Source organism: Burkholderia sp. MSMB1589WGS (assembly GCF_001636105.1).
In the GTDB taxonomy this organism is placed as follows: Bacteria; Pseudomonadota; Gammaproteobacteria; order Burkholderiales; family Burkholderiaceae; genus Burkholderia; species Burkholderia humptydooensis.
The window spans coordinates 261,227-286,750 of the sequence record NZ_LNJT01000006.1 but is presented as its reverse complement, the minus strand read 5'-3'; the positions used below and the strand labels follow the sequence as shown (position 1 = coordinate 286,750).

General features: G+C 69.4%; 20 protein-coding genes. 12 read left to right on the top strand and 8 right to left on the bottom strand.

What is annotated here, in order from left to right:
* Window positions 1-460 precede the first annotated feature (460 nt).
* The 4 genes from purT to WT16_RS03650 all read left to right on the top strand — a co-directional run bounded on the left by purT (window position 461) and on the right by WT16_RS03650 (window position 4,244).
* On the top strand, window positions 461-1,675 hold the full coding sequence (purT, locus tag WT16_RS03660; protein WP_015602086.1) for a formate-dependent phosphoribosylglycinamide formyltransferase: 1,215 nt from the start codon (window positions 461-463) through the stop codon (window positions 1,673-1,675).
* Between the two features lie 152 nt (window positions 1,676-1,827).
* Window positions 1,828-1,992 carry a DUF6726 family protein gene (locus WT16_RS33435; protein WP_015602246.1) on the top strand — a complete coding sequence of 55 codons (165 nt, stop codon included), beginning with the start codon at window positions 1,828-1,830 and terminating at the stop codon, window positions 1,990-1,992.
* Between the two features lie 55 nt (window positions 1,993-2,047).
* Window positions 2,048-2,437, top strand: a complete 390-nt coding sequence (locus tag WT16_RS03655; protein ID WP_006025019.1) for an MliC family protein — start codon at window positions 2,048-2,050, stop codon at window positions 2,435-2,437.
* Between the two features lie 358 nt (window positions 2,438-2,795).
* Window positions 2,796-4,244 (top strand): DEAD/DEAH box helicase, encoded by a 1,449-nt coding sequence (locus WT16_RS03650; RefSeq protein ID WP_006025021.1) that lies wholly within the window; start codon window positions 2,796-2,798, stop codon window positions 4,242-4,244.
* Between the two features lie 348 nt (window positions 4,245-4,592).
* On the opposite strand, the gene gluQRS is transcribed toward WT16_RS03650, so the two are convergent.
* Together gluQRS and WT16_RS03640 are read right to left on the bottom strand one after the other, a co-directional pair.
* A complete protein-coding gene (gluQRS, locus tag WT16_RS03645) occupies window positions 4,593-5,486 on the bottom strand; it encodes a tRNA glutamyl-Q(34) synthetase GluQRS (RefSeq protein WP_063532731.1) in 894 nt (297 codons plus the stop codon).
* 25 nt (window positions 5,487-5,511) lie between these two features.
* Window positions 5,512-6,414 (bottom strand): sulfurtransferase, encoded by a 903-nt coding sequence (locus WT16_RS03640; protein ID WP_059934710.1) that lies wholly within the window; start codon window positions 6,412-6,414, stop codon window positions 5,512-5,514.
* A 328-nt stretch (window positions 6,415-6,742) separates the two neighbouring features.
* Between WT16_RS03640 and dnaE the strand changes: the two genes are divergently transcribed.
* The 7 genes from dnaE to WT16_RS03605 all read left to right on the top strand — a co-directional run bounded on the left by dnaE (window position 6,743) and on the right by WT16_RS03605 (window position 18,516).
* Window positions 6,743-10,267 carry a DNA polymerase III subunit alpha gene (gene dnaE, locus WT16_RS03635; protein WP_063532730.1) on the top strand — a complete coding sequence of 1,175 codons (3,525 nt, stop codon included), beginning with the start codon at window positions 6,743-6,745 and terminating at the stop codon, window positions 10,265-10,267.
* A 37-nt stretch (window positions 10,268-10,304) separates the two neighbouring features.
* Window positions 10,305-12,095, top strand: coding sequence for a lipid A export permease/ATP-binding protein MsbA (gene msbA, locus WT16_RS03630; protein WP_043282092.1), 1,791 nt, complete (start codon window positions 10,305-10,307; stop codon window positions 12,093-12,095).
* Between the two features lie 53 nt (window positions 12,096-12,148).
* Window positions 12,149-13,231: a glycosyltransferase family 4 protein gene (locus tag WT16_RS03625; RefSeq protein ID WP_063533045.1), complete on the top strand. Its 1,083-nt coding sequence runs from the start codon at window positions 12,149-12,151 to the stop codon at window positions 13,229-13,231.
* A gap of 317 nt (window positions 13,232-13,548) precedes the next feature.
* Window positions 13,549-14,694: a glycosyltransferase family 9 protein gene (locus tag WT16_RS03620; RefSeq protein WP_015601946.1), complete on the top strand. Its 1,146-nt coding sequence runs from the start codon at window positions 13,549-13,551 to the stop codon at window positions 14,692-14,694.
* Window positions 14,691-15,989 carry an O-antigen ligase family protein gene (locus WT16_RS03615; RefSeq protein ID WP_063532729.1) on the top strand — a complete coding sequence of 433 codons (1,299 nt, stop codon included), beginning with the start codon at window positions 14,691-14,693 and terminating at the stop codon, window positions 15,987-15,989. The genes WT16_RS03620 and WT16_RS03615 overlap by 4 nt, the downstream gene beginning before the upstream one ends.
* Entirely contained in the window at window positions 15,986-17,257 is a 1,272-nt protein-coding gene (locus WT16_RS03610; RefSeq protein ID WP_006025029.1) for a glycosyltransferase, read from the top strand. Before WT16_RS03615 ends, WT16_RS03610 begins: the two co-directional genes overlap by 4 nt.
* A gap of 86 nt (window positions 17,258-17,343) precedes the next feature.
* Window positions 17,344-18,516 carry a glycosyltransferase family 9 protein gene (locus tag WT16_RS03605; RefSeq protein WP_059934712.1) on the top strand — a complete coding sequence of 391 codons (1,173 nt, stop codon included), beginning with the start codon at window positions 17,344-17,346 and terminating at the stop codon, window positions 18,514-18,516.
* Between the two features lie 150 nt (window positions 18,517-18,666).
* Here WT16_RS03605 and WT16_RS03600 read toward each other — a convergent pair whose 3' ends face one another.
* Complete coding sequence (locus tag WT16_RS03600; protein WP_063532728.1) at window positions 18,667-19,431, bottom strand: glycosyltransferase family 2 protein; 765 nt, start codon at window positions 19,429-19,431, stop codon at window positions 18,667-18,669.
* Between the two features lie 442 nt (window positions 19,432-19,873).
* Here WT16_RS03600 and WT16_RS03595 point away from each other — a divergent pair, with 442 nt between their 5' ends.
* Window positions 19,874-20,257, top strand: coding sequence for an RcnB family protein (locus WT16_RS03595; protein ID WP_006025032.1), 384 nt, complete (start codon window positions 19,874-19,876; stop codon window positions 20,255-20,257).
* 257 nt (window positions 20,258-20,514) lie between these two features.
* Here WT16_RS03595 and WT16_RS03590 read toward each other — a convergent pair whose 3' ends face one another.
* The 5 genes from WT16_RS03590 to WT16_RS03570 all read right to left on the bottom strand — a co-directional run bounded on the left by WT16_RS03590 (window position 20,515) and on the right by WT16_RS03570 (window position 25,411).
* Complete coding sequence (locus tag WT16_RS03590) at window positions 20,515-21,072, bottom strand: FUSC family protein (protein ID WP_063532727.1); 558 nt, start codon at window positions 21,070-21,072, stop codon at window positions 20,515-20,517.
* Between the two features lie 61 nt (window positions 21,073-21,133).
* Entirely contained in the window at window positions 21,134-22,396 is a 1,263-nt protein-coding gene (locus tag WT16_RS03585; protein WP_006025034.1) for an MFS transporter, read from the bottom strand.
* Window positions 22,393-23,373, bottom strand: coding sequence for a hypothetical protein (locus tag WT16_RS03580; protein ID WP_063533044.1), 981 nt, complete (start codon window positions 23,371-23,373; stop codon window positions 22,393-22,395). The genes WT16_RS03585 and WT16_RS03580 overlap by 4 nt, the downstream gene beginning before the upstream one ends.
* A 395-nt stretch (window positions 23,374-23,768) precedes the next feature.
* Complete coding sequence (locus WT16_RS03575; RefSeq protein WP_006025036.1) at window positions 23,769-24,221, bottom strand: carboxymuconolactone decarboxylase family protein; 453 nt, start codon at window positions 24,219-24,221, stop codon at window positions 23,769-23,771.
* 296 nt (window positions 24,222-24,517) lie between these two features.
* Entirely contained in the window at window positions 24,518-25,411 is an 894-nt protein-coding gene (locus WT16_RS03570) for an RNA polymerase sigma-70 factor (protein ID WP_015600752.1), read from the bottom strand.
* Window positions 25,412-25,524: the final 113 nt, after the last annotated feature.

Below are 25,524 nucleotides of genomic sequence, written 5' to 3'. Positions count from 1 at the left end.
CGTTCATGCGTTTTGCGGCGACGATGCGATGCGTTTCTTGCGCGATTCGGCGGCAATGCGGGGTGTCGCGACCGATTGGCGACCGATTGGCGGCTGATTGACAAGGGATGGTTGCGAGACGCGGGCGTGTGGGAGGCAAGGATGACGCGTGCCCGTTGCGTTCCCCGCGCTCGTCCTGCCCACGGCGCCTTATCGTGGGTGTCGCCGACGTGCCGGGTCCGCGCATTGCATCGATGATGCGGATGTCTTCGCGTTCGCGAGGCGAGCGGCGCTGTCGACCGACGGCGGGCCGACGGATCGCGGCGGGCGCGCTTGAAGCCGTCGACGCCGCGATGACCGCCGAGCGACGCGACAGGCGTGGAGAACGCAAGAGGCGCGCGAGCGCGCGATCCCGGCTCCCAAGCCCCGCGTGTTAGCATCGCAAGTCGTTTTCTCCATCCATCATCCAGCGGGAAATCTCATGCAGATCGGTCAGCGGCTCGGCACGCCGCTTTCGCCGTCCGCCACGCGCGTCATGCTGCTCGGCGCGGGCGAGTTGGGCAAGGAAGTCATCATCGCGTTGCAGCGGCTCGGCGTCGAAGTGATCGCCGTCGATCGCTATCCGAACGCGCCCGGCCATCAGCTCGCGCATCGCGCGCACGTGATCGACATGACCGATCCGGACGCGCTGCGCGCGCTCGTCGACGCCGAGCGCCCGCATCTCGTCGTGCCGGAAATCGAGGCGATCGCGACCGACGCGCTCGCCGCGATCGAAGCGGCCGGCGTCGCCGAGGTGATCCCGACCGCGCGCGCGACGCAGCTCACGATGAATCGCGAGGGCATTCGCCGGCTCGCGGCCGAGGAGCTCGGGCTGCCGACGTCGCCGTACGCGTTCGCGCAGTCGTTCGACGCGTTCAAGGCGGCCGTCGCGCAGATCGGTTTCCCGTGCGTGGTGAAGCCCGTGATGTCGTCGTCCGGCAAGGGGCAGTCGGTCCTCAGGCGCGACGCGGACGTCGAGCCCGCGTGGCAGTACGCGATGGCGGGCGGCCGCGTGAATCACGGCCGAGTGATCGTCGAGGGCTTCGTCGAGTTCGATTACGAGATCACGCAGCTCACGGTGCGCGCGATCGATCCGGCGAGCCTCGACACGCACACCTATTTCTGCGAGCCGATCGGGCACGTGCAGGTTGCGGGCGACTACGTCGAATCGTGGCAGCCGCAGCCGATGAGCGCGAAGGCGCTCGAGCGCTCGCGCGACATCGCGCATCGCGTGACGAGCGCGCTCGGCGGCCGCGGGATCTTCGGCGTCGAGCTGTTCGTGCGCGGCGACGACGTCTGGTTCTCCGAAGTGAGTCCGCGTCCGCACGACACGGGGCTCGTGACGCTCGCGTCGCAGCGCCAGTCGGAATTCGAATTGCATGCGCGCGCGATCCTCGGCCTGCCGGTCGAGCCCGCGCTCGCGACGCCCGCCGCGTCGGCCGTGATCTACGGCGGGCTCGACGAGGCGGGCATCGCGTTCGAGGGCGTGCGCGACGCGCTCGCGGTGCCGGGCGCGGACCTGCGCCTGTTCGGCAAACCGGAGAGCTTCGCGAAGCGCCGGATGGGCGTCGCGCTCGCGACGGGCGCGAATGTCGACGAAGCGCGCGAGCGCGCGAAGCGGGCGGCCGCCGCGGTGCGTCCGGTGTCCGCGCGCTGACGAAGGAAGGCGCGCATCGCGCGCGCCGGCGAATGCGCTCGCCGGAACCGGATCGTGCCGGTCGCGCCGCCAGCCGCCGGGCTCTCGGCAGTCGTGGTTTCCGGCCCGATGCCGCGCACCCGCGCGCGGCGAGGCCGGGAGAGGAGGCGGCAATGAAGTGGATGTTGATCGTTGCATTGTGTGCGTCGACGGCGGGCTGCGGGCTCGCCGCCGCGCCGTGCCGGGTCGCGTCGGCGGGGCTGAAGGTCGTGCCCGTCGTGGGCCACGTCGCGGCCGCGCCGACCGACGCGTGCGCGGGCGTGATCGATCCGGATTGACGGAGCGGCGTGCGGCGCTCGCACGGCTCGCCTCCATCGCTCGACGAGGAAGGACATGAACAAGATAACGCGGGCGGCGATCGGCGCCGCCGGTCTGTGCGCCGCCGCCGCGGGCGCCGCGCACGCGGCGCGGCTGACCGTCGAGGAAATCGACGCCGACGCGCGCGAAACCGTCGTCTATCAGTGCGCGAACGAGCCGAAGCCGGTGCGGGTGTCGTACTGGCGCGCGGGCAACGGCCAGAGCTTCGCGCTCGTGCCCGTCAACGGCACGCGGCTATTGTTCGTCGACACCGTGTCGGCGTCGGGGGCGCGCTATCAGGCGGGCCGCTACGTCTGGTGGACGAAGGGGCGCGACGCGGACCTGTACGACGAAATCGCGGGCGAGCACGCGCCGCCCGTGCTCGGCGGCTGCAGCGAGGTCCGCAAGAAGCGCGGGAAGGGCTGAGCGTCGGAGCGTGCGCCGTCGCCGGATCGCCAATGCGTCATATCGCCGCCGCGCGGCGGCGCGCATCATGTCGCGGGGGCCGTCGCGCAGGGCCGGCTTCGGCGGCCCTGCCGCGCGGATCGCCGATGCTTGCCCGCCGACCGAGCCGTTTCGCGAGGGATGCTACAATACGCCCCTTTCTGCCGGCGCTCCTGCCGGACGAAGCCTCGCGCGCGGCCCGGATGGCCTCAAGCGCCGGCGGCGCCCTGCGGCGCGCCGCGGCTTCGTATTCATTCCGAAGTGGGGTGCGCCGCCTGTCTCGCGAGCGAGCAGGCCGTGCGCAAGATGTCCCGCCGCGCCTTTTGAGCGAAACGCCACCATGTCCGATTCTGTTGCCAAGCCTGTCGACGCGACGTTCGATCAATTCGGCCTTGCCGCCGAGATCCTGAAAGCGATTGCCGAGCAGGGCTATACGACGCCGACGCCGATCCAGGCGAAGGCGATTCCGGTCGTGCTGTCCGGCCGCGACGTGATGGGCGCCGCGCAGACCGGCACCGGCAAGACCGCGAGCTTTTCGCTGCCGATCATCCAGCGGCTGCTGCCGCAGGCGAACACGAGCGCGTCGCCTGCCCGCCATCCGGTGCGTGCGCTGATCCTCACGCCGACCCGCGAGCTTGCCGATCAGGTCGCCGCGAACGTGCACGCGTACGCGAAGCACACGCCGCTGCGCAGCGCCGTCGTGTTCGGCGGCGTCGACATGAACCCGCAGATGGCCGAGTTGCGCCGCGGCGTCGAGATCCTGATCGCGACGCCGGGGCGCCTGCTCGATCACGTCCAGCAGAAGACCGCGAATCTCGGTCAGGTGCAGATCCTCGTGCTCGACGAGGCCGACCGGATGCTCGACATGGGCTTCCTGCCCGATCTGCAGCGCATCCTGAACCTGCTGCCGAAAGAGCGTCAGACGCTGCTTTTCTCGGCGACGTTCTCGCCCGAGATCAAGAAGCTCGCGTCCACCTACCTGCGCGATCCGCAGACGATCGAGGTCGCGCGCAGCAACGCGGCCGCGTCCACCGTCACGCAGATCGTCTACGACGTCGCCGAGGGCGACAAGCAGGCGGCCGTCGTCAAGCTGATCCGCGACCGCTCGCTCAAGCAGGTGATCGTGTTCTGCAACAGCAAGATCGGCGCGAGCCGCCTTGCGCGCCAGATCGAGCGCGACGGCATCGTCGCGGCCGCGATTCACGGCGACCGTTCGCAGAGCGAGCGGATGCAGGCGCTCGACGCGTTCAAGCGCGGCGAGATCGAAGCGCTCGTCGCGACCGACGTGGCGGCGCGCGGCCTCGACATCGTCGAACTGCCGGCCGTCATCAACTTCGATCTGCCGTTCAATGCGGAAGACTACGTGCACCGGATCGGCCGCACGGGGCGCGCGGGCGCGTCGGGCGACGCGCTGTCGCTGTGCAGCCCGAACGAGCGCAAGCAGCTTGCCGACATCGAGAAGCTGATCAAGCGGACGCTGTCGCTCGAAACGCTCGAGCTCGACCTGCCGCGCCATCGCCATGACGAGCGCGGCGGCCGCCGCGAGCGCGACCGCGACGAGCGCCGCGGCGCATCGGCCGGCCGCCGTTCGGCGGGCGGCGAGCGCGCGTATCATCCGCGCCGCGAAGCGCCGATCGACGATTTCTTCCTGAAGCCGTACGTGCCGTCGCCGTCCGCGAGCAAGCCGGAAGAGGCGACGCCCGTGCAGCCGGAGAAGAAGGCGCCCAAGCAGCCGCTCGCCGCGCTGCTGGGCGGGTTCGGGATGCCGCGCAAGACGTCGTCGTCGTGACGCGGAATTGAACATCGGGCGCCGGAAACGGCGCCGGGCCGATGGGAAGAGGGCGGACGCGCGAGCATCCGCCTTTTCTTTTTGCGGGCGAGCGGAGCGGGAACGGCGATCGGGGCGGTGACGCAAAAGGGCTGCGGTCGCGGCCGGGAGCCGGCGGAATCGCCCGGCTCGGCGAGGGCGAGGCCCGGGAGGGGCACGGCGACGGAGCGCGTGAGCGCGATATCGGTGAATCGGCGGATTGGTGAATCGGTGAATCGGTGAATCGGTGAATCGGTGAATCGGTGAATCGCGAACGGCGCGGCCGGGTGACTATCGAAGCGACGAGGGCGCGTATTCCGGCCGGCGCCCTCAGCGACGCGCGTTCGGCCCGAAGCGCGTGTCCCACGCGGCGATCGCGGCTGACTGGAACGCGTCGAGCGACGCGCACGCCGCATCGTCGAGCGCGAGTCCCAGATGCCGCGCGGCCGCGGCGAGCGCGGGCAGCGGCGCGGCGGGATCGAGCGCCGTCGCGCCCGTCTGCTTGCTGAGCTTTTCACCGTTCGCATCGACGACGACGGGCACGTGCAGATAGCGCGGCGTCGGCAGGCCGAGGCAGCGCTGCAGGTAGATCTGGCGAGCGGTCGAGTCGAGCAGGTCGGCGCCGCGCACGACGTGCGTGATGTCCGCATCGCCATCGTCGACGACGACCGCGAGCTGATACGCCCATTGTCCGTCCGCGCGCTTGAGCACGAAGTCGCCGACTTCGGTCGAGAGATTCTGTGTCTGCGCGCGCTGCCAGCGATCGTCGAACGTGACGACGGCCGCCGCGCCGTCCGGCACGCGCAGCCGCCATGCGCGCGCGGGTTTGCCGTGCAGGCCCGTTCGGCACGTGCCGGGATACGCGAGCGTCGTGTGCCGCTCGTGCGCGGCGCGCAGCGAATCGGCGATCTCCTTGCGCGTGCAGCCGCACGGATAGACGAGCCCTGCGGCGGTGAGCCGCGCGAGCGCCGCTTCGTAGCGTGCGATGCGCGCGCTTTGCCAGACGGACGGCTCGTCGGCGATGAAGCCGAAGCTGCGCAGCGTCGCGAGGATGTCGTCGGCCGCGCCGGGCACCGTGCGCGGCCCGTCGATGTCCTCGATCCGCACGAGCCACGCGCCGCCCCACGCGCGGGCGTCGAGCCAGCTCGCGAGCGCGCCGACGAGCGAGCCGAAGTGCAGCGGGCCGGTGGGCGACGGCGCGAAGCGCCCGCGATAGCGTGTCATCCGATGCAACGCGCGGCGAAGCGGGTCAAGGGGCGCGCGCCGGTTCGGCGGGGCGGTCCGCGCGCTCGCCCGGGTTGCCCGAATTGTCCGGGTGATGGCAGGCGGGGCAGGACTTGCCGGGCACGTAGAGCGGCGACTGTTGCGCGTCGGCCGGCACGACCGCGCGGCATGCGAAGCACGTGACGTCGGCCGTCGGCTCGAGCTGCGGGTTGAGCGCGGTGCGGTAATCGAACACGAAGCAGTCGCCGTGGTAATGCGCGCCGCCGACCTCCTCGAAGTACTTGAGGATCCCGCCTTCGAGCTGGTAGACGTTCTCGATGCCGGCGTCCTTCATGTGGATCGCCGCCTTCTCGCAGCGAATGCCGCCCGTGCAGAACGACACGACGGTCTTGCCTTCGAGGTCCGCGCGGTTCGCCTCGATCACACCGGGGAACTGGCTGAATTTGTCGATCCGGTAGTCGAGCGCGTTGTCGAACGTGCCGACGTCGACTTCGAACGCATTGCGCGTATCGAGCATCACGACGGGGCGGCCCGCGTCGTCGCGGCCCCGGTCGAGCCACGCCTTCAGCGTGCGCGCGTCGACGGACGGCGCGCGGCCGAGCTCCGGCTTGATCGCGGGCATCTTCATCGTGATGATCTCGCGCTTCAGGCGCACGAGCATCCGGCGAAACGGCTGCGAATCGGACAGGCTCTCCTTGAACGCCAGATCGGCGAACTTGCCTTCGAAGAGCGGATCGTGGCGAAGGTAATCGACGAACGCGCCGGTCGCGTCGCGCGGGCCCGCGATGAACAGGTTGATCCCTTCGGGCGCGAGCAGGATCGTGCCGCGCAGCCCGAGCGCGTTGCAGCGCTCGGCAATGAGCGGCCGCCATTGCTCGATCGAGTCGAGCGAGACGAAACGGTAGGCGGCGAGATTGACGGTGGTCATGAGGTTCGGACAGTAAGGCGGGGCTGCAGCCCGGCGGCGAGGCCACGCGAAACGGGCGCGGCGGGGCGCGGCGGGGCGGCCGGGCGCCAAGCGGGCGAAAACGGAAAAACCGTATTATCCCGCAAACCGCGCGGCTTTCCGCAGTCGGCCGAATGGACGACGTGCGTCGGCGTCGCGCCGCGGCGCCGCTGCGGGCCGCGGCGAATCGCCGTCGCGCGCGGCTTTGCCGCCCGCGGCCTTGTGCCGGCACTCGGCCGAACGGCCGACGCGGCGATTTTTTGGCCGCCGCGAACGATGCCGGGCCCCCGGGCCGGCTACAATAGCGCCCATGTCAGATCCCCGTTTCGTTCATCTTCGCGTTCACTCCGAATTCTCGATTGCCGACGGCATCGTGCGTCTCGACGATATCGTCAAGTCGGCGGCCGAAGACGGTCAGGGCGCGCTCGCCCTGACCGATCTCGGCAACGCGTTCGGTCTCGTCCGTTTCTACAAGGAAGCCCGCGGCGCGGGCATCAAGCCGATCGCCGGCTGCGACGTTTGGATCACCAACCACGACGATCGCGACAAGCCGTCGCGGCTGCTGCTGCTCGTCAAGGACAAGCGCGGCTACCTGAACCTCTGCGAGCTGCTGTCGAAGGCGTGGCTCACGAACCAATACCGCGGCCGCGCGGAGCTCGACGCGAACTGGCTCGAAGGCGAGCTCGCCGCAGGGCTGCTCGCGCTGTCCGGCGCGCAGCAGGGCGACATCGGCCTCGCGCTCGCGGCGGGAAACGAGGCGGCCGCGCGCCGCCACGCGCAGCGCTGGTCGCAGGTGTTCCCGGGCGGCTTCTATATCGAATTGCAGCGCCACGGCCAGCCGGGCGCGGAAGCGTACATCCAGCAGGCGGTGACGATCGCGGCCGAGCTGATGCTGCCCGTCGTCGCGACGCATCCGCTGCAGTACATGACGGCTGACGACTTCACCGCGCACGAGGCGCGCGTGTGCATCTCGGAAGGCGACATTCTCGCGAATCCGCGCCGCCAGAAGCGCTTCACGACCGAGCAGTTCTTCCGCACGCAGGACGACATGGTCGCGTTGTTCGCCGATCTGCCTTCGGCGCTCGCGAACACGGTCGAGATCGCGAAGCGCTGCAACCTGACGCTCGAGCTCGGCAAGCCGAAGCTGCCGCTCTTCCCGACGCCCGACGGCATGTCGCTCGACGACTACCTCGTGCAACTGTCGCAGGAAGGGCTCGAGAAGCGCCTCGTGCAACTCTATCCGGACGAGGCCGAGCGCGAAGCGCAGCGCGACAAGTACAGCCAACGTCTCGATTTCGAGTGCGGCACGATCAAGAAGATGGGCTTTCCGGGCTACTTCCTGATCGTCGCGGACTTCATCAACTGGGCGAAGAACAACGGCGTGCCGGTGGGGCCGGGCCGGGGCTCGGGCGCGGGCTCGCTCGTCGCGTATTCGCTCGGCATCACGGACCTCGATCCGCTGCGCTACAACCTGCTGTTCGAGCGCTTCCTGAATCCGGAGCGGGTGTCGATGCCCGACTTCGACATCGACTTCTGCCAGCACGGGCGCGATCGCGTGATCCAGTACGTGAAGGAGAAGTACGGCGCGGACGCGGTGTCGCAGATCGCCACCTTCGGCACGATGGCCGCGAAGGCGGCCGTGCGCGACATCGGCCGCGTGCTCGACTTGGGCTACATGTTCACCGACGGCGTCGCGAAGCTGATCCCGTTCAAGCCGGGCAAGCACGTGACGATCGCCGATGCGATGAAGGAAGAGCCGCTCCTGCAGGAGCGCTACGACAACGAGGACGAAGTCCACCAGTTGCTCGATCTCGCGCAGCGCGTCGAGGGCCTGACGCGCAACGTCGGGATGCACGCGGGCGGCGTGCTGATCGCGCCCGGCAAGCTGACCGACTTCTGCCCGCTCTACACGCAGGGCGACGACGGCGGCGTCGTCAGCCAGTACGACAAGGACGACGTCGAAGCCGTCGGCCTCGTGAAGTTCGACTTTCTGGGGCTGACCACGCTGACGATCCTCGACTGGGCCGAGCGCTACATCCGCCGGCTCGATCCGTCGAAGGCCGACTGGTCGCTCGCGCAGGTGCCGCTCGACGATCCGACGTCGTTCCAGATCCTCAAGAAGGCCAACACGGTCGCCGTGTTCCAGTTGGAAAGCCGCGGCATGCAGGGCATGCTGAAGGATGCGCAGCCCGACCGCTTCGAGGACATCATCGCGCTCGTGTCGTTGTACCGACCGGGCCCGATGGACCTGATTCCGAGCTTCTGCGCGCGCAAGCACGGGCGCGAGAAGGTCGAGTATCCCGACATGCGCGTCGAACCCGTCCTGAAAGAGACCTACGGGATCATGGTCTATCAGGAGCAGGTGATGCAGATGGCGCAGATCATCGGCGGCTACTCGCTCGGCGGCGCGGACTTGCTGCGCCGCGCGATGGGCAAGAAGAAGCCCGAGGAGATGGCCCAGCATCGCGAGATCTTCGCGGAGGGCGCCGCGAAGAACGGCCTCACGCGCGAGAAGTCCGACGAGATCTTCGACCTGATGGAGAAGTTCGCGGGCTACGGCTTCAACAAGTCGCACGCGGCTGCGTACGCGCTGCTCGCGTACTACACCGCGTGGCTGAAGGCGCACCATCCGGCCGAATTCATGGCGGCCAACATGACGCTCGCGATGGACGACACCGACAAGGTGAAGATCCTGTTCGACGATTGCGACGTCAACGGCATCGCCGTGCTGCCGCCCGACATCAATCAATCGCATTACCGCTTCGAGCCGGTCGCGCAAGCCGACGGCAAGCGTTCGTGCACGATCCGCTACGGCCTTGGCGCGATCAAGGGCAGCGGCCAGAACGCGATCGAGGAGATCCTGCGCGCACGCGAGGAAAAGCCGTTCGCCGATCTGTTCGATTTCTGCGAGCGGATCGACCGGCGCATCGTGAACCGCCGCACGATCGAGGCGCTGATCCGCGCGGGCGCGCTCGATTCGCTGCACGCGAACCGGGCGCAATTGCTCGCGTCGGTGCCGCTCGCGATGGAGGCCGCCGAGCAGGCGGCCGCGAACGCGCTGCAGGCGGGCCTTTTCGACATCGGCGGCGTGCCCGCGCACCAGCACGCGCTCGTCGACGAGCCCGCCTGGGACGACAAGCGCCGCCTGCAGGAGGAGAAGAGCGCGCTCGGCTTCTATCTGTCCGGCCACCTGTTCGACGCGTATCGCGACGAGGTGCGCCGTTTCGTGCGCCAGAAGCTTGGCGAGCTGAAGGAAGGGCGCGACAAGGTGGTGGCCGGCGTGATCGCGTCGCTGCGCACGCAGATGACGCAGCGCGGCAAGATGGTGATCGCACTGCTCGACGACGGCACTGGCCAGTGCGAAGTCACCGTGTTCAACGAGCAGTTCGACGTGAACCGCGCACTCTTCAAGGAAGACGAACTGCTGATCGTCCAGGGGCAGGCGCGCAACGACGCGTTCACGGGCGGGATCCGCTTCACCGCCGATTCCGTGATGGATCTCGAGCGCGCGCGCAGCCGCTACGCGCAGGCGGTGCGGATGACGATGAACGGCAACGCGGACGCGGCGGCGCTGCGCCGCGTGCTCGAAGCGCACGTCGCGAAAGCCGACGACACGCCCCCCGCCGAGGCGCCGGCGCCGCGCGGCGGCCGCGAAGGCGGGCGGCGCGCGCAGGTGGTGATACCGAACGGCCTCGTGGTGCGGATCGCCTACAGCAATGCGCGCGCGCAGGGCGAGATGCGCCTGGGCGACGCGTGGCGCGTGAAGCCGAGCGACGCGCTGCTCGCCGACCTGCGCGCGGCGTTCGGCGGCAGCGTCGTCGAGATCGTCTACTGATCCTCCTGCACGTTTTCCGGATTCTCCCGAGGACATTTTGAGCGTCAAGCCTACCCTAAGCAAACCGATCGGCGGCCAGGACGCGTCGTCGCCCGCCGTTGTGATGCGCCGCCTTTGGCCGTACGTGAAACCGCTCGTATGGGTGCTCGTCGCCGGCGTGCTCGCGATGGCGGCGGTTGCCGCGACGGAAGCCGGGATTCCCGCGCTGCTCAAGCCGCTTCTCGACCACGGCTTCGGCTCGAAGGGCGACATGACGACGAAGCTGTATGTGCCCGTGGCGGTCGTCGGCCTCGCGCTTGCGCGCGCGCTCGCGCAATACGCGTCCGGCTATCTGCTGCAGTACGTGTCGAACCGCATCCTGCTCGATCTGCGGATCCAGATGTTCGAGCGGATGATTCACACGGGCGTATCGTTCTTCCAGCGCGAGACGGCGAGCACGGTGATCAACGCGGTCGTGTTCGAAGTGAACCAGGTGCTGAGCGTGCTGATGGGCGTCACGATCACGCTCGTGCGCGATTCGCTGACGGTTGTCTTCCTGCTTGGCTATCTGTTCTATCTGAACTGGCGCCTGACGCTCATTGTCGCGATCCTGTTGCCGTGCATCGGCTGGCTCGTCGGCAAGATCAACCGGCGGCTGCGCCGCCTGAACCGCGAGCATCAGACGCTCACGAACCAGCTCGCGTACATCGTCGAAGAGACGGTCGGCGGCTACAAGGTCGTCAAGGTTCATAACGGCGAACCATACGAGATCGGGCGCTTCAACGAGCTGAGCCGCAAGCTGCGCGGCTATTCGATGCGGATGACCGTGTCGGGCGGGCTTGCGCAGCCGCTCACGCAGTTTCTCGCGTCGATCGCGCTCGCCGTCGTGCTGACGATCGCGGTCGTCCAGTCGGCGAACGATCAGACGACGGTCGGCGGCTTCGTCGCATTCGTGACCGCGATGCTGCTCATCATTTCGCCGCTCAAGCACCTGATGGACGTGAACCAGCCGCTGCAGCGCGGGATGACGGCGGCCGAGCTGATCTTCGGGCTGATCGACGAGCCGTGCGAGCCTGAAGGGGGGGGCAAGCCGCTCGCACGCGCGTCGGGCGCGATCGAGTTCAGCCATGTGTCGTTCTCGTATGGCATGCCGCGCGACGGCCGGCAAACGCTCGACGACGTGTCGTTTACCGTCGCGCCGGGCGAGATGGTCGCGCTCGCGGGACCGTCGGGCAGCGGCAAGACGACGCTCGTCAATCTGCTTCCGCGCTTCTTCGATCCGTCGTCGGGCGCGGTGCGCGTCGACGGCGTCGCGCTGCCCGAGTACAGCTTGCATGACCTGCGCAACCAGATCGCGATGGTGAGCCAGGACGTCGTGCTCTTCAACGACACGATCGCCGCGAACGTCGCTTACGGCCAGACGCCCGAGCGCGACCGCGTCGAGGCGGCGCTGCGCGCGGCGAATCTGTGGGAGACCGTCACCGCGATGCCCGACGGCATCGACACGCTCGTCGGCGACAACGGGATGCGGCTGTCGGGCGGTCAGCGCCAGCGTCTCGCGATCGCCCGCGCGATCTACAAGGATGCGCCGATCCTGATTCTCGACGAGGCGACGTCCGCGCTCGATTCCGAATCCGAGCGACACGTGCAGGCGGCGCTCGAGACGCTGATGAAGGGGCGCACGACGCTCGTGATCGCGCACCGCCTGTCGACGATCGAGCGCGCGGACCGGATCCTCGTGCTCGAAGGCGGCAAGATCGTCGAAAGCGGCAGCCACCGCGAACTGCTCGAGCAGGGCGGACTGTACGCGCACCTGCATCGCATCCAGTTCCAGCAGGACGCAGGGTGAGCGGCGCACGTCCGGCCGGGCGGTCGTCCGGCGAGCGCGATGGTCGCGATCCGATGAAAATCGGCCTGTCGTGCAACGCGCTCAAGTACGGCGGCGGGCTCGAGCGCTATGCGATCGACCTCGCACGCGGTCTTGCCGCCGTCGGGGTCCGGCCTTCGATCTTTGCGCGATCGTTCGATTCGTCGGTGCCGGAATACCGGTTCGTCGAGCCGCACCGGATCAACGTTTCGTTCCTGCCCGGCAAGTGCCGAGACGCATGGTTCTCATGGCGCCTGCGCGCGGCTCGCCGCGCGTCACCCGTCGACGTGCTGATCGGCTGCAATCGCGTCGATTCGTCTGACATCGCGATTTGCGGCGGCACGCATCTCGGCTTTCTCGATGCGATCGGCCGCACGCCGACGTGCTCCGATCGCCGTCAGATCGCGCTCGAACGCCGTCAATACGAGCGCGCGCGCTTTGTCGTCGCGCATTCGATGCTGATGCGCGACGAACTGCGCCGCTTCTACGGGCTCGGCGACGACAAGATCCGCGTGTTGTTCCCGCCCGTCGACGCCGCGCGCTTCACGCCCGTCGACGCCGTGCGCCGTGCCGAGCTGCGCACGCGCTTCGGCTTCGCCGGCGACGAGGTCGTGCTGCTGTTCCCGTCGAGCAGCCACGAGCGCAAGGGGCTGCCGCTCATCGAAGCGGTGCTGCGTGACGCCGGGCCGGGCGTCGTCGTCGCTGTCGCCGGCCGGCCGCCCGAGCGAACGTCGGAGCGGCTGCGCTACGTCGGCTACGTGAAGGACATCGAGGACGGCTACCGTGCCGCCGATTTCACGATCCTCGCGTCGAAGTACGAGCCGTTCGGGCTTGTCGGCATCGAATCGGTGATGTGCGGCACGCCCGTCATTCTGTCGTCGAACGTCGGCTGCTGCGACGCGATCGCGCCGTCGGCGAAGCTCGTGTTCGCGCCCGGCGACGCGGCCGGGCTACGCGGTGTGCTCGATGAAGCCGTGCGGCGGGCGAGGGCGGGCGCCGTGCGCGTCGAATCGGGCGCTGCGGCGCATGCAGCGATCCAGTACGATCCGGGCGTCGCGCGCCACGTCGCGCAATTGCTCGATCTGGCCGCCGAGGCTGCGGGCGACGGGCTGCGGTGACGCGCGTTCGCGCGTCGCCCGGCCCGGCCTTTCATCAGGATATTGGCTCCGGAAGCGTCTGGGCCGAATGGTATACTCAGCGGGTTCCGCTCGGCCTCGCGCGCATGTGCAATGCGTCGCGGGCCGAGCCGCGTACTTGGGCCCGGTGACGAGGAATGCGCGTTGGTTTCGCGGATGTCTCACGAGGGTTCCGGCGCGTTCCGGTTTGTCCCCCGCAATATGAATCGTGGAAATTCTGCATGACGAAACGGCTTTCGGCCGGCCTCCGGCGCATCGCACCACAAGTGACGGAATCGATCGGCCGTTGATCTAATCGAATGAGCAGACTTCACGGCCGGATCCACATCTTCTCGCGAGCGCTGCCGAGGCTCGCTCTCAAGCCGTTGCGGCGCAGGCCCGTTCGTCTGCGGCGCATCCTGATCGCGCATCATCTGCTGCTCGGCGACACGTTGCTGCTGACGCCGCTCGTCGCGAAGCTGCGCGAGCAGCACCCGGATGCGCAGATCGTGCTGGCGTGCCCGAAGGCGATTGCGCCGCTTTACGCGAAGCGGCCGTTCGGCGTCGACGCGCTCGCGTTCGATCCGCGCGACGGCTCGTCGGTCAGGCGTCTCCTCGCGTCGGGACCGTACGATCTCGGCATCGTCGCGGGCGACAACCGCCACAGTTGGCTTGCGCTCGGCGCGGGCTGCCGCTGGATCGTCGCGCATGCGGGTGATACGCCCGCGTGGAAGAACTGGCCGGTCGACGAGCCGGTTCCGTATCCGGAAGCGCCCGCCGCTTGGGCCGATTTCGCTGCGGCGCTCGTCGACGGGCCCGCGCCGCGCCTCTATCGCCCGTCCGACTGGCCGGCGCCGCAGGCAAGCGCGCCGCTGCCCGCCGCGTTGCGCGAGCGGCCCTACGTGGTGCTCCATCCGGGCGCGAGCACGGCGGTCAAGCGCTGGCCGTCCGCGCGCTGGCTCGATCTCGCGGGCCGCATCGAGGAGCAAGGCTATCTGCCCGTCTGGAGCGGTGGACCGAGCGAAGTCGAGCTCGTCGCCGAGATCGGTCCTGATCCCGCGCAGCCGAATCTCGCGGGGCGGCTCGGCCTGGCCGATCTGTGGCACGTGCTCGCCGGCGCGCAGGCTGTCGTATGCCCCGATACCGGCATCGCGCATCTCGCGCGTCTCGTCGGCGTGCCGACCGTCGCGCTGTTCGGCCCCGGCAACGCCGGTATTCATGGCGCGGGCCGCTATTGGCAGGACGCGCCATTCGTCGCGCTGACGATCGCGGACATGCCGTGCCGCGACCAGCCGTCGATTTTCCGGCGTCACGTCGCATGGGTGCGGCGCTGCGACCGGAATGCGACGACCTGCGTCGCGTGGCGCGACGACCATGCAGACTGCATGGGACGTCTTTCAGTGGATGCGGTGCATCGTGCGCTGCAAAACGTTTTGGCGCTTGCGCCGTCAAGTTCAAGTCGATGACGATTACGACATCGCGCGTCGAGCGCGTGCTTTGGATCGCGTGTCCCACGCTGATGTTCGGCGTGATGTTCGGCCACATGAACGGGGTCGTCAACACGACGCTCGCGTTGATCGGCGTCGGCACGCTTGCCGGCATCCTGTCCGCGAGCCGGCCGCCGTTCCGGCAATGGCCGCTCGTTTTGCCGATCGTCGCATGGGCTGCGTGGAGCCTCGCGTCGGTCGGCTGGTCGCTGTATCCGCGCATCAGTCTGCGCGCGTGGTTCGACGAGGTGCTGTATCCGCTCGTCACGTTCTGGGGCTTCTGGCTGTTCGGCTCGCGCGTGAAGCGTCCCGAATGGCCGGTGCTTGTCGTATGGGCCGCGTGCGTGCTGCTTGCGCTCCTCAGCGCGTTCTACTGGGGGCGTCTGCAGCCGCCCACGCCGGATATCTTCCCGGTTCGCTTCTACAACCGCGTCGGCCACACGAGCACGCTCGTCGTGTTCGCGATGCCGCTCTTCGCCGCGCTGCTGATGCGCGTTCGCTGGCGCGTGATCGGCGTGGTCGGGCTCTTCGCGTGCGGCTTCGTCGGGCTCGCGAGCCTGAACCGCTTCTTCTGGCCGGCGGCGGGGGCGACGCTCGTGGTCGCGTTCTATCCGCTCTATCGGCGCCGGCTCGGCATGAGCGTCGTTGCGATCATGGTCCTCGGCGCCGCGGCGCTCGGGTTGCTCGAATACAGCGCGCGCGAGCGCGATCCGTCCGCGTCCGCCGCAACCGCTTCGGCGTCGTCGGCCGCGCGCGACATCACGGTCGCCGGCCAGCGGGTCTACGTGCCGGGCGAGCTGAACGCGCTCGGCGATACGCTGTCGTCCGACACGCGCCCGAAGCTCTGGGCATTCTATGCCGAGCAGGGTAAGCAGCATGCGTGGCTCGGCGTCGGCTTTGGCAAGCCGCTGCCCGGACACGCGTACGCGGCCGACGCGCCGCCGCTCTTGTTGCAGATCGAGCCGCAGGCGCTCACGCATGCGCACAACCTGTTCCTCAACACGTGGTTGCAGACGGGCTATATCGGCGTCGCGCTGGAGGCGATGCTGTTCGTGAGTCTCGCGGCCGCGTTCTGGCGGCTCAGGCGCGGCGTGCCGGCTGTGTCCGCGGCGGGGCTCGCGCTCGTCGTCGGGATGATCGCGAAGAACACCGTCGACGATTTCATGTGGCAGACGACGATGCTCGCGTTCTGGTCGTTCGCGGGTTTCCTGCTCGGCCAAGGCGAACGCGAGGCGCGCGCGCCGCGCGTGTCGCAAGACGGAGACGCACGATGACGACGCCCGTCGCGCCCGACGCGCCGCCCCTTACGCTCCTCGAGCAGGCCGCCGCGTCGGCCGGCTTCGCCCGCCCGGGCGCCCGGCACGTGCGCATCCTGTTTCACATCAACGACTTCGGCCGGGGCGGCACGGAGACTGCGCTGCTCGCGTGGCTCAACGCGCTCGATCGCCGCGTGTTCGAGATCGGACTGTCGGTCACGTATCCGACGCCGGATCTGACGACGTGGTGCGCGAAGGCGATTCCGCCCGACGTCGCGCTGCAGGTGCTTGCGCCCGAGCGGTGGATGCATGCGCTCCACCAGCGCGAGCGCGTGCGCAAGCTGCGCGGCGGCGAGAAGCTGTTGCACAAGGCGTCGACGCATGCGTTGATCCGGCCGGCCGTCGCGCGCCGATTCCTGCAACTCGCGCGCGGCTACGACGTGGTCTGTGATTTCGATTTCTCGCTGCGCCGTATTGCGGGGCGCGGCGGCATGCCGTGGATCGGCGTCAGCCATTACAGCTTCGCCGCGCGGTTCGGCGACAAGAGCACGTCGTACATGGCGCGGCGCGTTCGCCAGTACGAGCGCTACGCGGCGCTCGCGGTGCTCACGCCCGGTATGCAGCGCGAGGCCGAGCCGCTCTTCGCGAATACCCGCGTCGTCGTCACCGCACTGCCGAACGTGATCGATCCGGCGGCGCTGCGCGGGCGTGCGGACGAGCCGGCCGAACTGCCAGCCGGGCGTTTCATCGTGTCGGTCGCGCGCCTCGACGAAGGGCAGAAGGACCATCGGACTTTGCTGCGTGCGTATGCGAAAGTGCGTGCGCGCCGTGCCGACGCGCCGCGCCTCGTGCTCTTGGGCGACGGTCCTGACCGTGGCGCGCTCGAGCGGCTCGCGACGGAGCTCGGGCTGTGCGATGCGGTGCAGTTCGCGGGCTTTTGCGCGAATCCGTTTCCATACGTGCGCGCGGCCGACATGCTGATCCTGAGCAGCCGCTACGAGGGTTTGCCGATGGTGCTCGGCGAGGCGATGGCGCTCGGCACGCCGGTAATCTCGTCGGATTGTCCGACGGGGCCGCGCGATCAGCTCGACGGCGGTCGCGGCGGGCTGCTCGTGCCGCTCGGCGATGCCGCGGCGCTCGCGGACGCGATCGAGCGGATGCTCGCCGACGACGCGCTGCGCGCGGCGCTCGTCGCCCATGCGTCGCGCAAGATCGAGGCGTTCGGTCCCCGCGCGGCGAACGCGCGCATGCAGGCGCTCGCCGCGCAACTGCTCGAGTCGGCGTGAGCACGCCCGCGCCGCCAGGGTGCGCGGCGCGAATTCGCTAAAATGTCCAGTCGCCCGTTCCTCAGGCTTTCACCGTGACTGTTCCGTTGACGCTTCCCCGGCCGCCGCGCACCATCCTCGTGTCCTGCACGCGTCGTCTCGGCGACGTGCTGCTGACGACGCCGCTCGTTCGGTCGCTGAAGGCGCGCTGGCCCGACGCGCAGATCGACATGATCGTGTTTCGCGGCACCGAAGGCGTGCTCGAGCACAATCCCGACATCCGGCGTGTGATCACGGTCGCGCCGCGCGCTCGGCCGAAGGAACGCATCGCCGACGCGCTGCGCATCTGGCGCAAGTACGATCTCGCGTGCGCTGCGATCAGTTCCGATCGCGCGCGCTTCTACGCGTTCTTCGCGGGCCGCTGGCGGATCGGACTCGTCGATCCTGAGCGGGTCACGCGGCTCACGCGGCTCATCCTGAACGGCATCGTGCCCGATGAGCACCGCGGCGTCCATACCGTCACGAGCAATCTGTCGCTCGCCGGCGCGCTCGGCGTGACGCCGTGCGCCGACGTCGTCGCGCCCGGCATCGGCGACGATCCCGCCGCGCGCGCGCGCTTCGACGCGAAGCTGTACGGGTCGTCCGCGCTGTCGCGCGACGAGCCGTATGTCGTGCTGCATCCGTATCCGATGTTTCGCTACAAGCAGTGGCACGAGGACGGCTGGGTCGATCTCGTGCGCTGGGCGCGCAGCCGGGGCTTCGCGGTTGCGTTGAGCGGCGGCCCCGCGCAGCCCGAGCGCGACTATGCGGCGCGGATCGCGCAAGCGGCGGGCGAGCCCGTGCTGAACATGGCGGGCGAGCTGTCGTTCGGCGAGAGCGCCGAGATGTTCCGGCGCGCGCGGCTCTTCATCGGCCCGGACACCGGCGCGACCCACGTTGCCGCCGCTTGCGGCGTTCCGACGATCGCCCTCTTCGGGCCGTCGAATCCGACGCGCTGGGGCCCGTGGCCCGCGCACTGGCCGGCCGGCAACGAGCCGTGGCCGCTGCGCGGCTCCGGGCGGCACGGCAACGTCCAACTTCTGCAAGGAGAAGGCGACTGCGTGCCGTGCAAGCTCGAAGGCTGCGACCGGCATCTGGACAGTTGGAGCCGATGCTTGACTGAATTGTCGTCGGCGCGCGTGATCGGCGCCGCGGCCGCGATGCTCGGACTCGATGCGGCGAGCACGCAGGCGGACGTCGCGATGCCGGTCGACGTCAGCCGGCTCGGGGCGCGCAAGTAAGGCGGCCCCCCGGATCGGGCCGGTGTATCGCGGCGTGCCTCGACTTCGACGACGCGATTCGTTCGGCTGCGTGTGATCGATCGGGCGTGGTGCGGATCACGCGTGCAGCGAGTGCATCGTGCGACCGTGCCGGCGCGGATTCTCCGCGCGTCAGTCGCGCCTCTTTTGCGGCCGCGAAAATCCGAGCTTCAGGAAGCGGTAGTAGACCGTTTCGGCATTGAACACGGCGATCATGAAGCCCGCCCGTCCATCCAGGAAGCCGCGCCGCAGCAGATAGGTGCGCACGAATGCCCACGCACCGCGTCCGAGCGCCTTCGCCAACCCGCCGCGCTTGCCTGCCGCGCGACGCTGTGCGGCGCCCGCGCTCGAATATGCGTCGAGCTTGCGCAGCACGGTTTCGAAATCTTCGTATGAGTAGTGAAGCAGCTTGCCGTCGAGCTTCGCGGACGGTCCGTCGAATACGAGGCGCTCGTGGACGAGATCATCGGAAAAGCGTGCCGCGCCTCGCCTGAAAAGCCGCGGCAGCCAGTCCGGGTACCAGCCGCTGTGACGCACCCAGGTGCCGCAGAAGCTCGATAGCCGGTCGAGCGCATAGACCGGCGCGCGCGGCGCGCGCATCGCCGCGCGAATCGATGCGGCGAGCTCGGGCGTGACGATCTCGTCGGTGTCGATCGACAGGATCCAGTCGGTGTCGAGCGCGGCCACTGCGCGATTCTTCTGCGGCCCGAAGCCCGGCCAGTCGGCGGCGACGATGACGCGCGCGCCGTGCGTCTTCGCGATGCCGACGGTCGTGTCGGTGCTGCCGCCGTCGACGACGACGATGTCGTCGGCGAACGACAGCGCGTCGAGGCATTCGGCCAGTCGGGCCGCGGCGTTGTGGGCGATGAGGGCGACGCCGAGAGTGGGTTCTGCCATGAAAGCGGTGTCTGAATGCGAGAGGGGCGTTGAGCGGTGAGCGCGAGTATACCCGCGTGCCGCTGGGCGGCCGGCGCGATTGCGCAAGCGGACGGGGGCCGGCTTGCGGTGCGCGTCCGGCAAGGCAGTTGTGATCAGCGCGCCGGCTCCCGGCGACGAGCGACGATTCGAGCGACTCGGGCGACTCGGACGGGGCAACCCGGAGAGATCGGAGGGTCGATGGGGCAGACGAGCGGATGGCCGGAGACGGAAGACGGAGCTGGACCAGAAGGCCGGACGGCGCGGTCCGAGCAAGCAGCAGTGTCGCCGAATCGGCGATTTGAGCCGTCTCGGATTTTTTTGATCTCGACCCGCAATTTCCGGCGGATTCGGCGCGATGTGCTACCTTTTTCTATGCGCCCCGGCGCCGACAGCCGGTTGCGCCTTTTCACGGAGAGATTCGATGAAAGCACATCGTACGCTGTGGATTTCGATGCTCGCTGCCGGCGCGCTCGTGTCGTCGCTCGCCGCCGCCCAACCCCACGGCCCGGGCGGACCGGGCGACGAACGCCACGGGCCGCCTCCAGGCAAGCATGTCGGGCGCGATCACGGCGGATACGGCGACGACGGCGGCCCCCGTCCCGGCGAGCACCGCGGGGACGAAAACGCCGCGTGGCGCCGCGGAGATCGCCTGCCGGACGAATACCGGGACCGCCAGTACGTGATCGACGACTGGCGCGGGTACCGCCTGTCGCCGCCGCCGCGCGGCTATCACTGGGTCGGGATCGGCGGCGACTACCTGCTCGTGCGCATCTCGACGGGCGTCATCCTGCAGATCGGACCGTAAGCCGGCCGACGCGCGGTGCGCCGACCGCCGTTTCCCGCGAAATCGGGCGCAGCGGCCGATACGGGGGGCCGCGCACATCCCGTTTCCCGGCCGGCTCGGATGCGGCTCGCGGCCGCCGCGCCGGCGAGGGCGGCTGTCTGTCGGAGCGTCGCGCGGGGCGGTGTCGTTCGGCACTGTTCAGCACCGTTCGACACCGCGCTTTCTTCGCGCGCCACCGCCGTTTTCACTTTTGCCGCATTCGCCCGTTCGCTGCGGCTTCAGTCTTTCGCGAACCAGCGCCGCTCGATCCGCGACATCGTCCAGCCGACCGCCATCGCGCACGCGGTGCCGAGCGTCACTTCGCCGAGCCGCACGAGCGGAATGTCCCACAGCGGGCCTTCGCCCGGAAACAGCAGCACGATCGTCGCGGTGATCGCGCCGAGCCGCGCTGCGCTGCCGACGTTCAGACACCAGCAGCAGATGATCGCGACCACGATCGTGACCGCGTACGCGACGAAGTGGCCGGCACCCGTCGCCGCGCCCGCGAAGCCGATCAGTCCGCCCACCATCGCGCCAATGAACTGGTCGCGCGACAGGTTGATCGTGTCCGTGTAGTTGTGCTGCGTGACCGCGATCGCGGTGATCGCCGCCCACACGGCCTGCTCGGTGTGCAGCGCGCGGCCGATCCCATACGCGAGGCACGCGCCGCTCGCGGCCTGCACGGCCATCAGCGCGCCTTGCAGCAGGCGCTCCCTGAGCGACAAGCCCTTGAACAGGTCGAGCACTGATTCCTGGATCTGTCGGCGCGCGTCGTTGAATGCTTTGATCGTTTCCATCTCGGTCAGGCAAGGAGGGGGGGAAAGCGCGCCGCACGCCGGTTCAGCGGCCGTCGGCCCGTCACTGCGCCGGCTCGGCGCTCGAGCGCTGCGCGTCTTCGGCGAGCGCCGCGTCGCGCGTCTCGGGCATCGCGAACCAGACGAGCAGCGTCGCGAGCGCGCCCGCGGCGGCGAGCCCGAAGAAGCTCGTCGCGTTGCCGAAGTGGTCGGCCGCGAAGCCGGCGAGCGCCGTGCTGAACGTCGCGCCGACACCCGCCGCGAGTCCGAAGAGCCCGATACACAGGTTGTAGTGCCCCTTGCCGCCCGCGACATCGGCGGCGATGAGGGGCAGCATCACGCCGAACACGGCGGCGCTGATGCCGTCGAGCATTTGCACGGGCACGAGCAGGTACGGGCTCGACACGCCGGCGAACAGCAGCGCGCGCAGCGGCAGCGCGGCGAAGCCGAGCAGCAGGATCGGCCGGCGGCCCCAGCGCTGCGCGGAGCGTCCGACCCACGGCGAAAGCATCGCGACGATCGCCTGCGGGACGATGATGCACGCGGCGATCACGAGCTGCACGTTCTCGCCCATGCCCGCCGTCACTTCGCCCGCGGCGAGGTTCAGCATCGCCGCGTTCGACAGATGGAACAGCACGACGCACGCGGCGAAGATCAGCATCCGCTTGTCGCGCAGCAGCTCGCGCAGCGTTTCGTGCTCTTCGTCTTCATCGGCGTCGTCGCGCGGCGCGGATGCGCGCGGCGCCGCGTGATGATGGCGGTGCGCCGGCTCGATCATCGCGAGCGCGACGAGCGCGGGCAGCGCGAGCGCCGCCGTCAGCCAGAACACCGCGCGCGCGGAGAAGTACTCGCCCGTGAGTCCCATCAGGCCCGCCGCGATCGCGCTGCCGAGCGACGCCCAGCGCGCGTTGCGGCCGAGCCGGTCGCCGAGGCTCTCGCGGCCGACGAGCGCGAACGAGATCGCCGCCATCGCCGGCACGAGCATGCAGCTCGCGAACCCGTGGAACACCTCGGCCGCGATCACGGGCACGACGGTCGGGCTCGCGGCGAGCAGCACCGCGGACAGGATGATCGCGGCGATCGCCCACGCGGCCGCGCCTTTCTTGTTCTTCAGCGCGTCGACGGCCGCGCCGCCCGGCACCTGGCTCACCATCGCGCTGATGGTTCCGATCGACAGCACCATGCCGATTTCGCCCTGCGTCCACTTGTGCGACGCGAGATACGACGCGATGAACGGACCGAAGCCTGTCTGCACGTTCGCGACAAAGAAGTTGAGCCAGTCGAGGGCGCGCAGGCTACGCGCGCTGACCGCATGCCGGACCGTCATTGTTTCGCACCTGCTCGAGCGGTTGCCGGCGCGGCGGCGGGGGCGGCTGGGGTGGCGGGCGAGACGGCGAGGATCGGCTTGTCGCCGGCGTAGGGCGGCGACGCCCTCAGTTGCGCGTCGTTCAGGTCGAGCAGCGCGCGCAGCGATTTGTCCTTCGGCGCGAAGCGCAGCGCCGACCAGTTCGCGGCGATCGTGTGCCGATCCGGATCGACGAGGCCGCCGACGTCGAGCACGACCGCCTGCGGCTGCGCGTCGTGACCGATCAGCACGTCGACGACGCGGCCGACCTTCGTGCCGTTCGGGCGCTCGATGTCGGCGTCGATGATCCGCATCTGGCCGGGCTCGGCGCCTGCCCGCGTCGAACCCGTGAGCGGCACTGTCTTCGGGCGGTCGGCGGGTTGCAGCCGCGCGGTGGCCGGCATGTCGAGGACGATGGGCTCCTGCTTGCCGCCCGGCGTGAAGCGGAACAGCTTCCACGGGAAGCTGACCTTGCGGTCGCCGACGCCCATGAAGCCCTGCAGGTTCACGAGCATCTCGCGCGGCGCGCCGTTCGCGTCGGCCGTCATGTCGACCGCGCGGCCGATCACCTTGCCGCCGCGTCGCACCTCGCTGTCGAGGAGCGCGTGCACCTGGCCGCGCTCGATCGCGCGCGTCGTCACGAGCGGCGCGGGCGCAGGCGCGGGCGCAGGAGGCGGCGGTACGGCGCGCGCGGGCTTTTTCGGCGGGGCGGCCTCGCGGTGCGGTTTCTTCGGCGGCGTGGTCTCGACGGGCTCGGGCGCGCTCGCGGGCCCGGGCGCGGCGACGGGCTCGCTCGCCGGCTCGACGGGCACGGCCACCGCTTCGACGACGGGCGCGGGCGCCTGCGGCGCGCGGAACAGCGCGCAGCCGGACAGCGCGAGCGTGGCGAGGACGACGGGTGCCGCGGTGGCGACGGGACTGGGGAGACGGAAGGCAGAACGCGGGAATCCGCCGCTCATCAAGAAATACTCCATGGACGGGGGCGGGCCGCATGGGCGCGCCGCTGGCGATGATGGCTGACGCCCGAAGGGCATCGCGGGAGGACAGAGTTTAACCTGTGAAGAATACGGGCCGGAAAACGGCGCCGCGCGACGGGCCGGGGTGGGCGTTCGAATCGAATGGTACGCTCGCGCGGGGCAGTTGGAGTGAATGGCTGAGTTGGCGACGGTCAGCGCCGCGGACGGCGGGTGCCGGGAGAATTTTTTTTTGCCTCTTGTTCGCTTTGCCGCTCGTCGTTTGGCGTATCCCGCCGGGCGGTTGCGTTGCGGGCGCGGGCGGCGCGGCGGTGGCCGCCGTCGCTGCGGCCGGGCCCGGCATCCGGCGGGGTAGAGGCGACGCGTCGCCCGGCGTCCGCTTACGTCGTCTCCGGAATCGGATTCCTGAAGCTGACGTTCAGCAGATTCCACGCGTTGATTGTCGCGATCGCGAAGCCGAGCTCGGCGATCTCGGCATCGGAGAAGTGCGCCTGCAACTGCGCGAACGCCTCGTCGCCCGGGTCCGTGTGCGGAATCCGCGCGACGCTTTCCGCCCATTGCAGCGCGGCGCGCTCGCGTGCGTCGAAGAACGGGGCCTCGCGCCAGCCGGCGACCGCGTTCAGATGCCGCTCGTTCACGCCGAGCTTCACGAGATCGCGCCAGTGCATGTCGATGCAGTACGCGCAGCCGTTGATCTGCGAGACGCGCAGGAACACCAGATCGACGAGTTGCTTGCCGAGCGAGCCGCTCCACACGGTTTCGGACAGATGGAGCAGCGCGTTGAACGGCTTCGATGCGAGCTTCGGGTACGGAAGGCGGGGGGCGTGCGCCATGATCGGTTTCCTCTGAAAGCGGGGCCGCCCGATGCGGCCCTCTCGCCTACAAGACGTGGCGCGTCGCGCGTTTGTGACAGGGTGTCGCGAGCATGCGTTGCTGGTCGGTGTGGCGCGGAGCGAAATCGTTGGCCGTTCGGACGATGGAGCGGTTTCCGATGCACGCCGTACCATGCTGAGTGCGAGACGAGACCAAGCGTCGCGTGGAGGGGCGAGACAGGGAGAGCGAGTCGTACCGAGCCGGGCCGTGGCGCGCCGGAATGTGATCCGTCGCAGCGCGCGCCGCGCCACGCGCGTCACGCATGGCCGGTCGGAATATGCGCGAGCTTGTCCGGATTGCGCACCGCGTAGATCGCGACGATCCGTGCGCCATCGGTGACGAACGCCTGCGCCGATTCGATCTGCCCGTCGATGAAGCGCAGCAGGCCCGGCTCGCCGTTGATCTGCGCGAGCCGGTACTCGACCCGCCCGGCATGGCGCCTGCCGACGACCCAGTACAGATTCGCGATCCGGAACGCGCCGCGCAATACCTTGAAGAACGACGGCACCTTGCCGCCGCCGTCGCCGACGAGCTCGACATCGTCCGCGAGTAGCGCCTGGATCGCGCTGCGCTCGCCGCTTGCCGACGCCTGCGCGAAGCGCTCGACGAGTTGCCGGTGCCGGTCGCGCGACACGTCGAAGCGCCGGTGTTCCTGCTGCACGCGCGTCGACGCGCGGTGGACGAGCTGGCGGCAGGCGGCCTCGCTCTTGTCGAGCAACTGCGCGATTTCCGCGTAGTCGCGCTCGAACGCCTGGCGCAGCAGGAACGCCGCGCGTTCCTCGGGCGACAGGCGTTCGAGCACCCACAGCAGCGCGACCGACAGGTTGTCGGCGAATTCGGCCGCGGTCTCGGGCGTGCGCTCGTCGACGTCGACGAGCGGCTCCGGAAGCCACCAGCCGACGTAGGCGTCGCGCTGTGCTTTCGCGGCGCGCAGCCGGTCGATCGACAGCCGGGTGACGACCGTGACGAGCCACGCCTCGGGCGAGTCGAGCGCGTCGCGGGCGGCCTGGTGCCAGCGCAGCCAGGTGTCCTGCAGCACGTCTTCGGCGTCGGCGCGCGTGCCGAGCATCCGGTACGCGATCGAGAAGAGGCGCGGGCGTAGCGCGGTGAACGGTTCGTCGGGCGGCGCCGGGCGGGAGGTTTCGGTCATGTTCCTGGGGTTTGCTGGACGGGCTGCTTGAAAGACTTGCGGTTCGAAGGGTTTGAAGCGTTCGAAGGATCAAGACGAAGCAGGCGGCGTATTTGTGACAGCGGCAGGCGCGG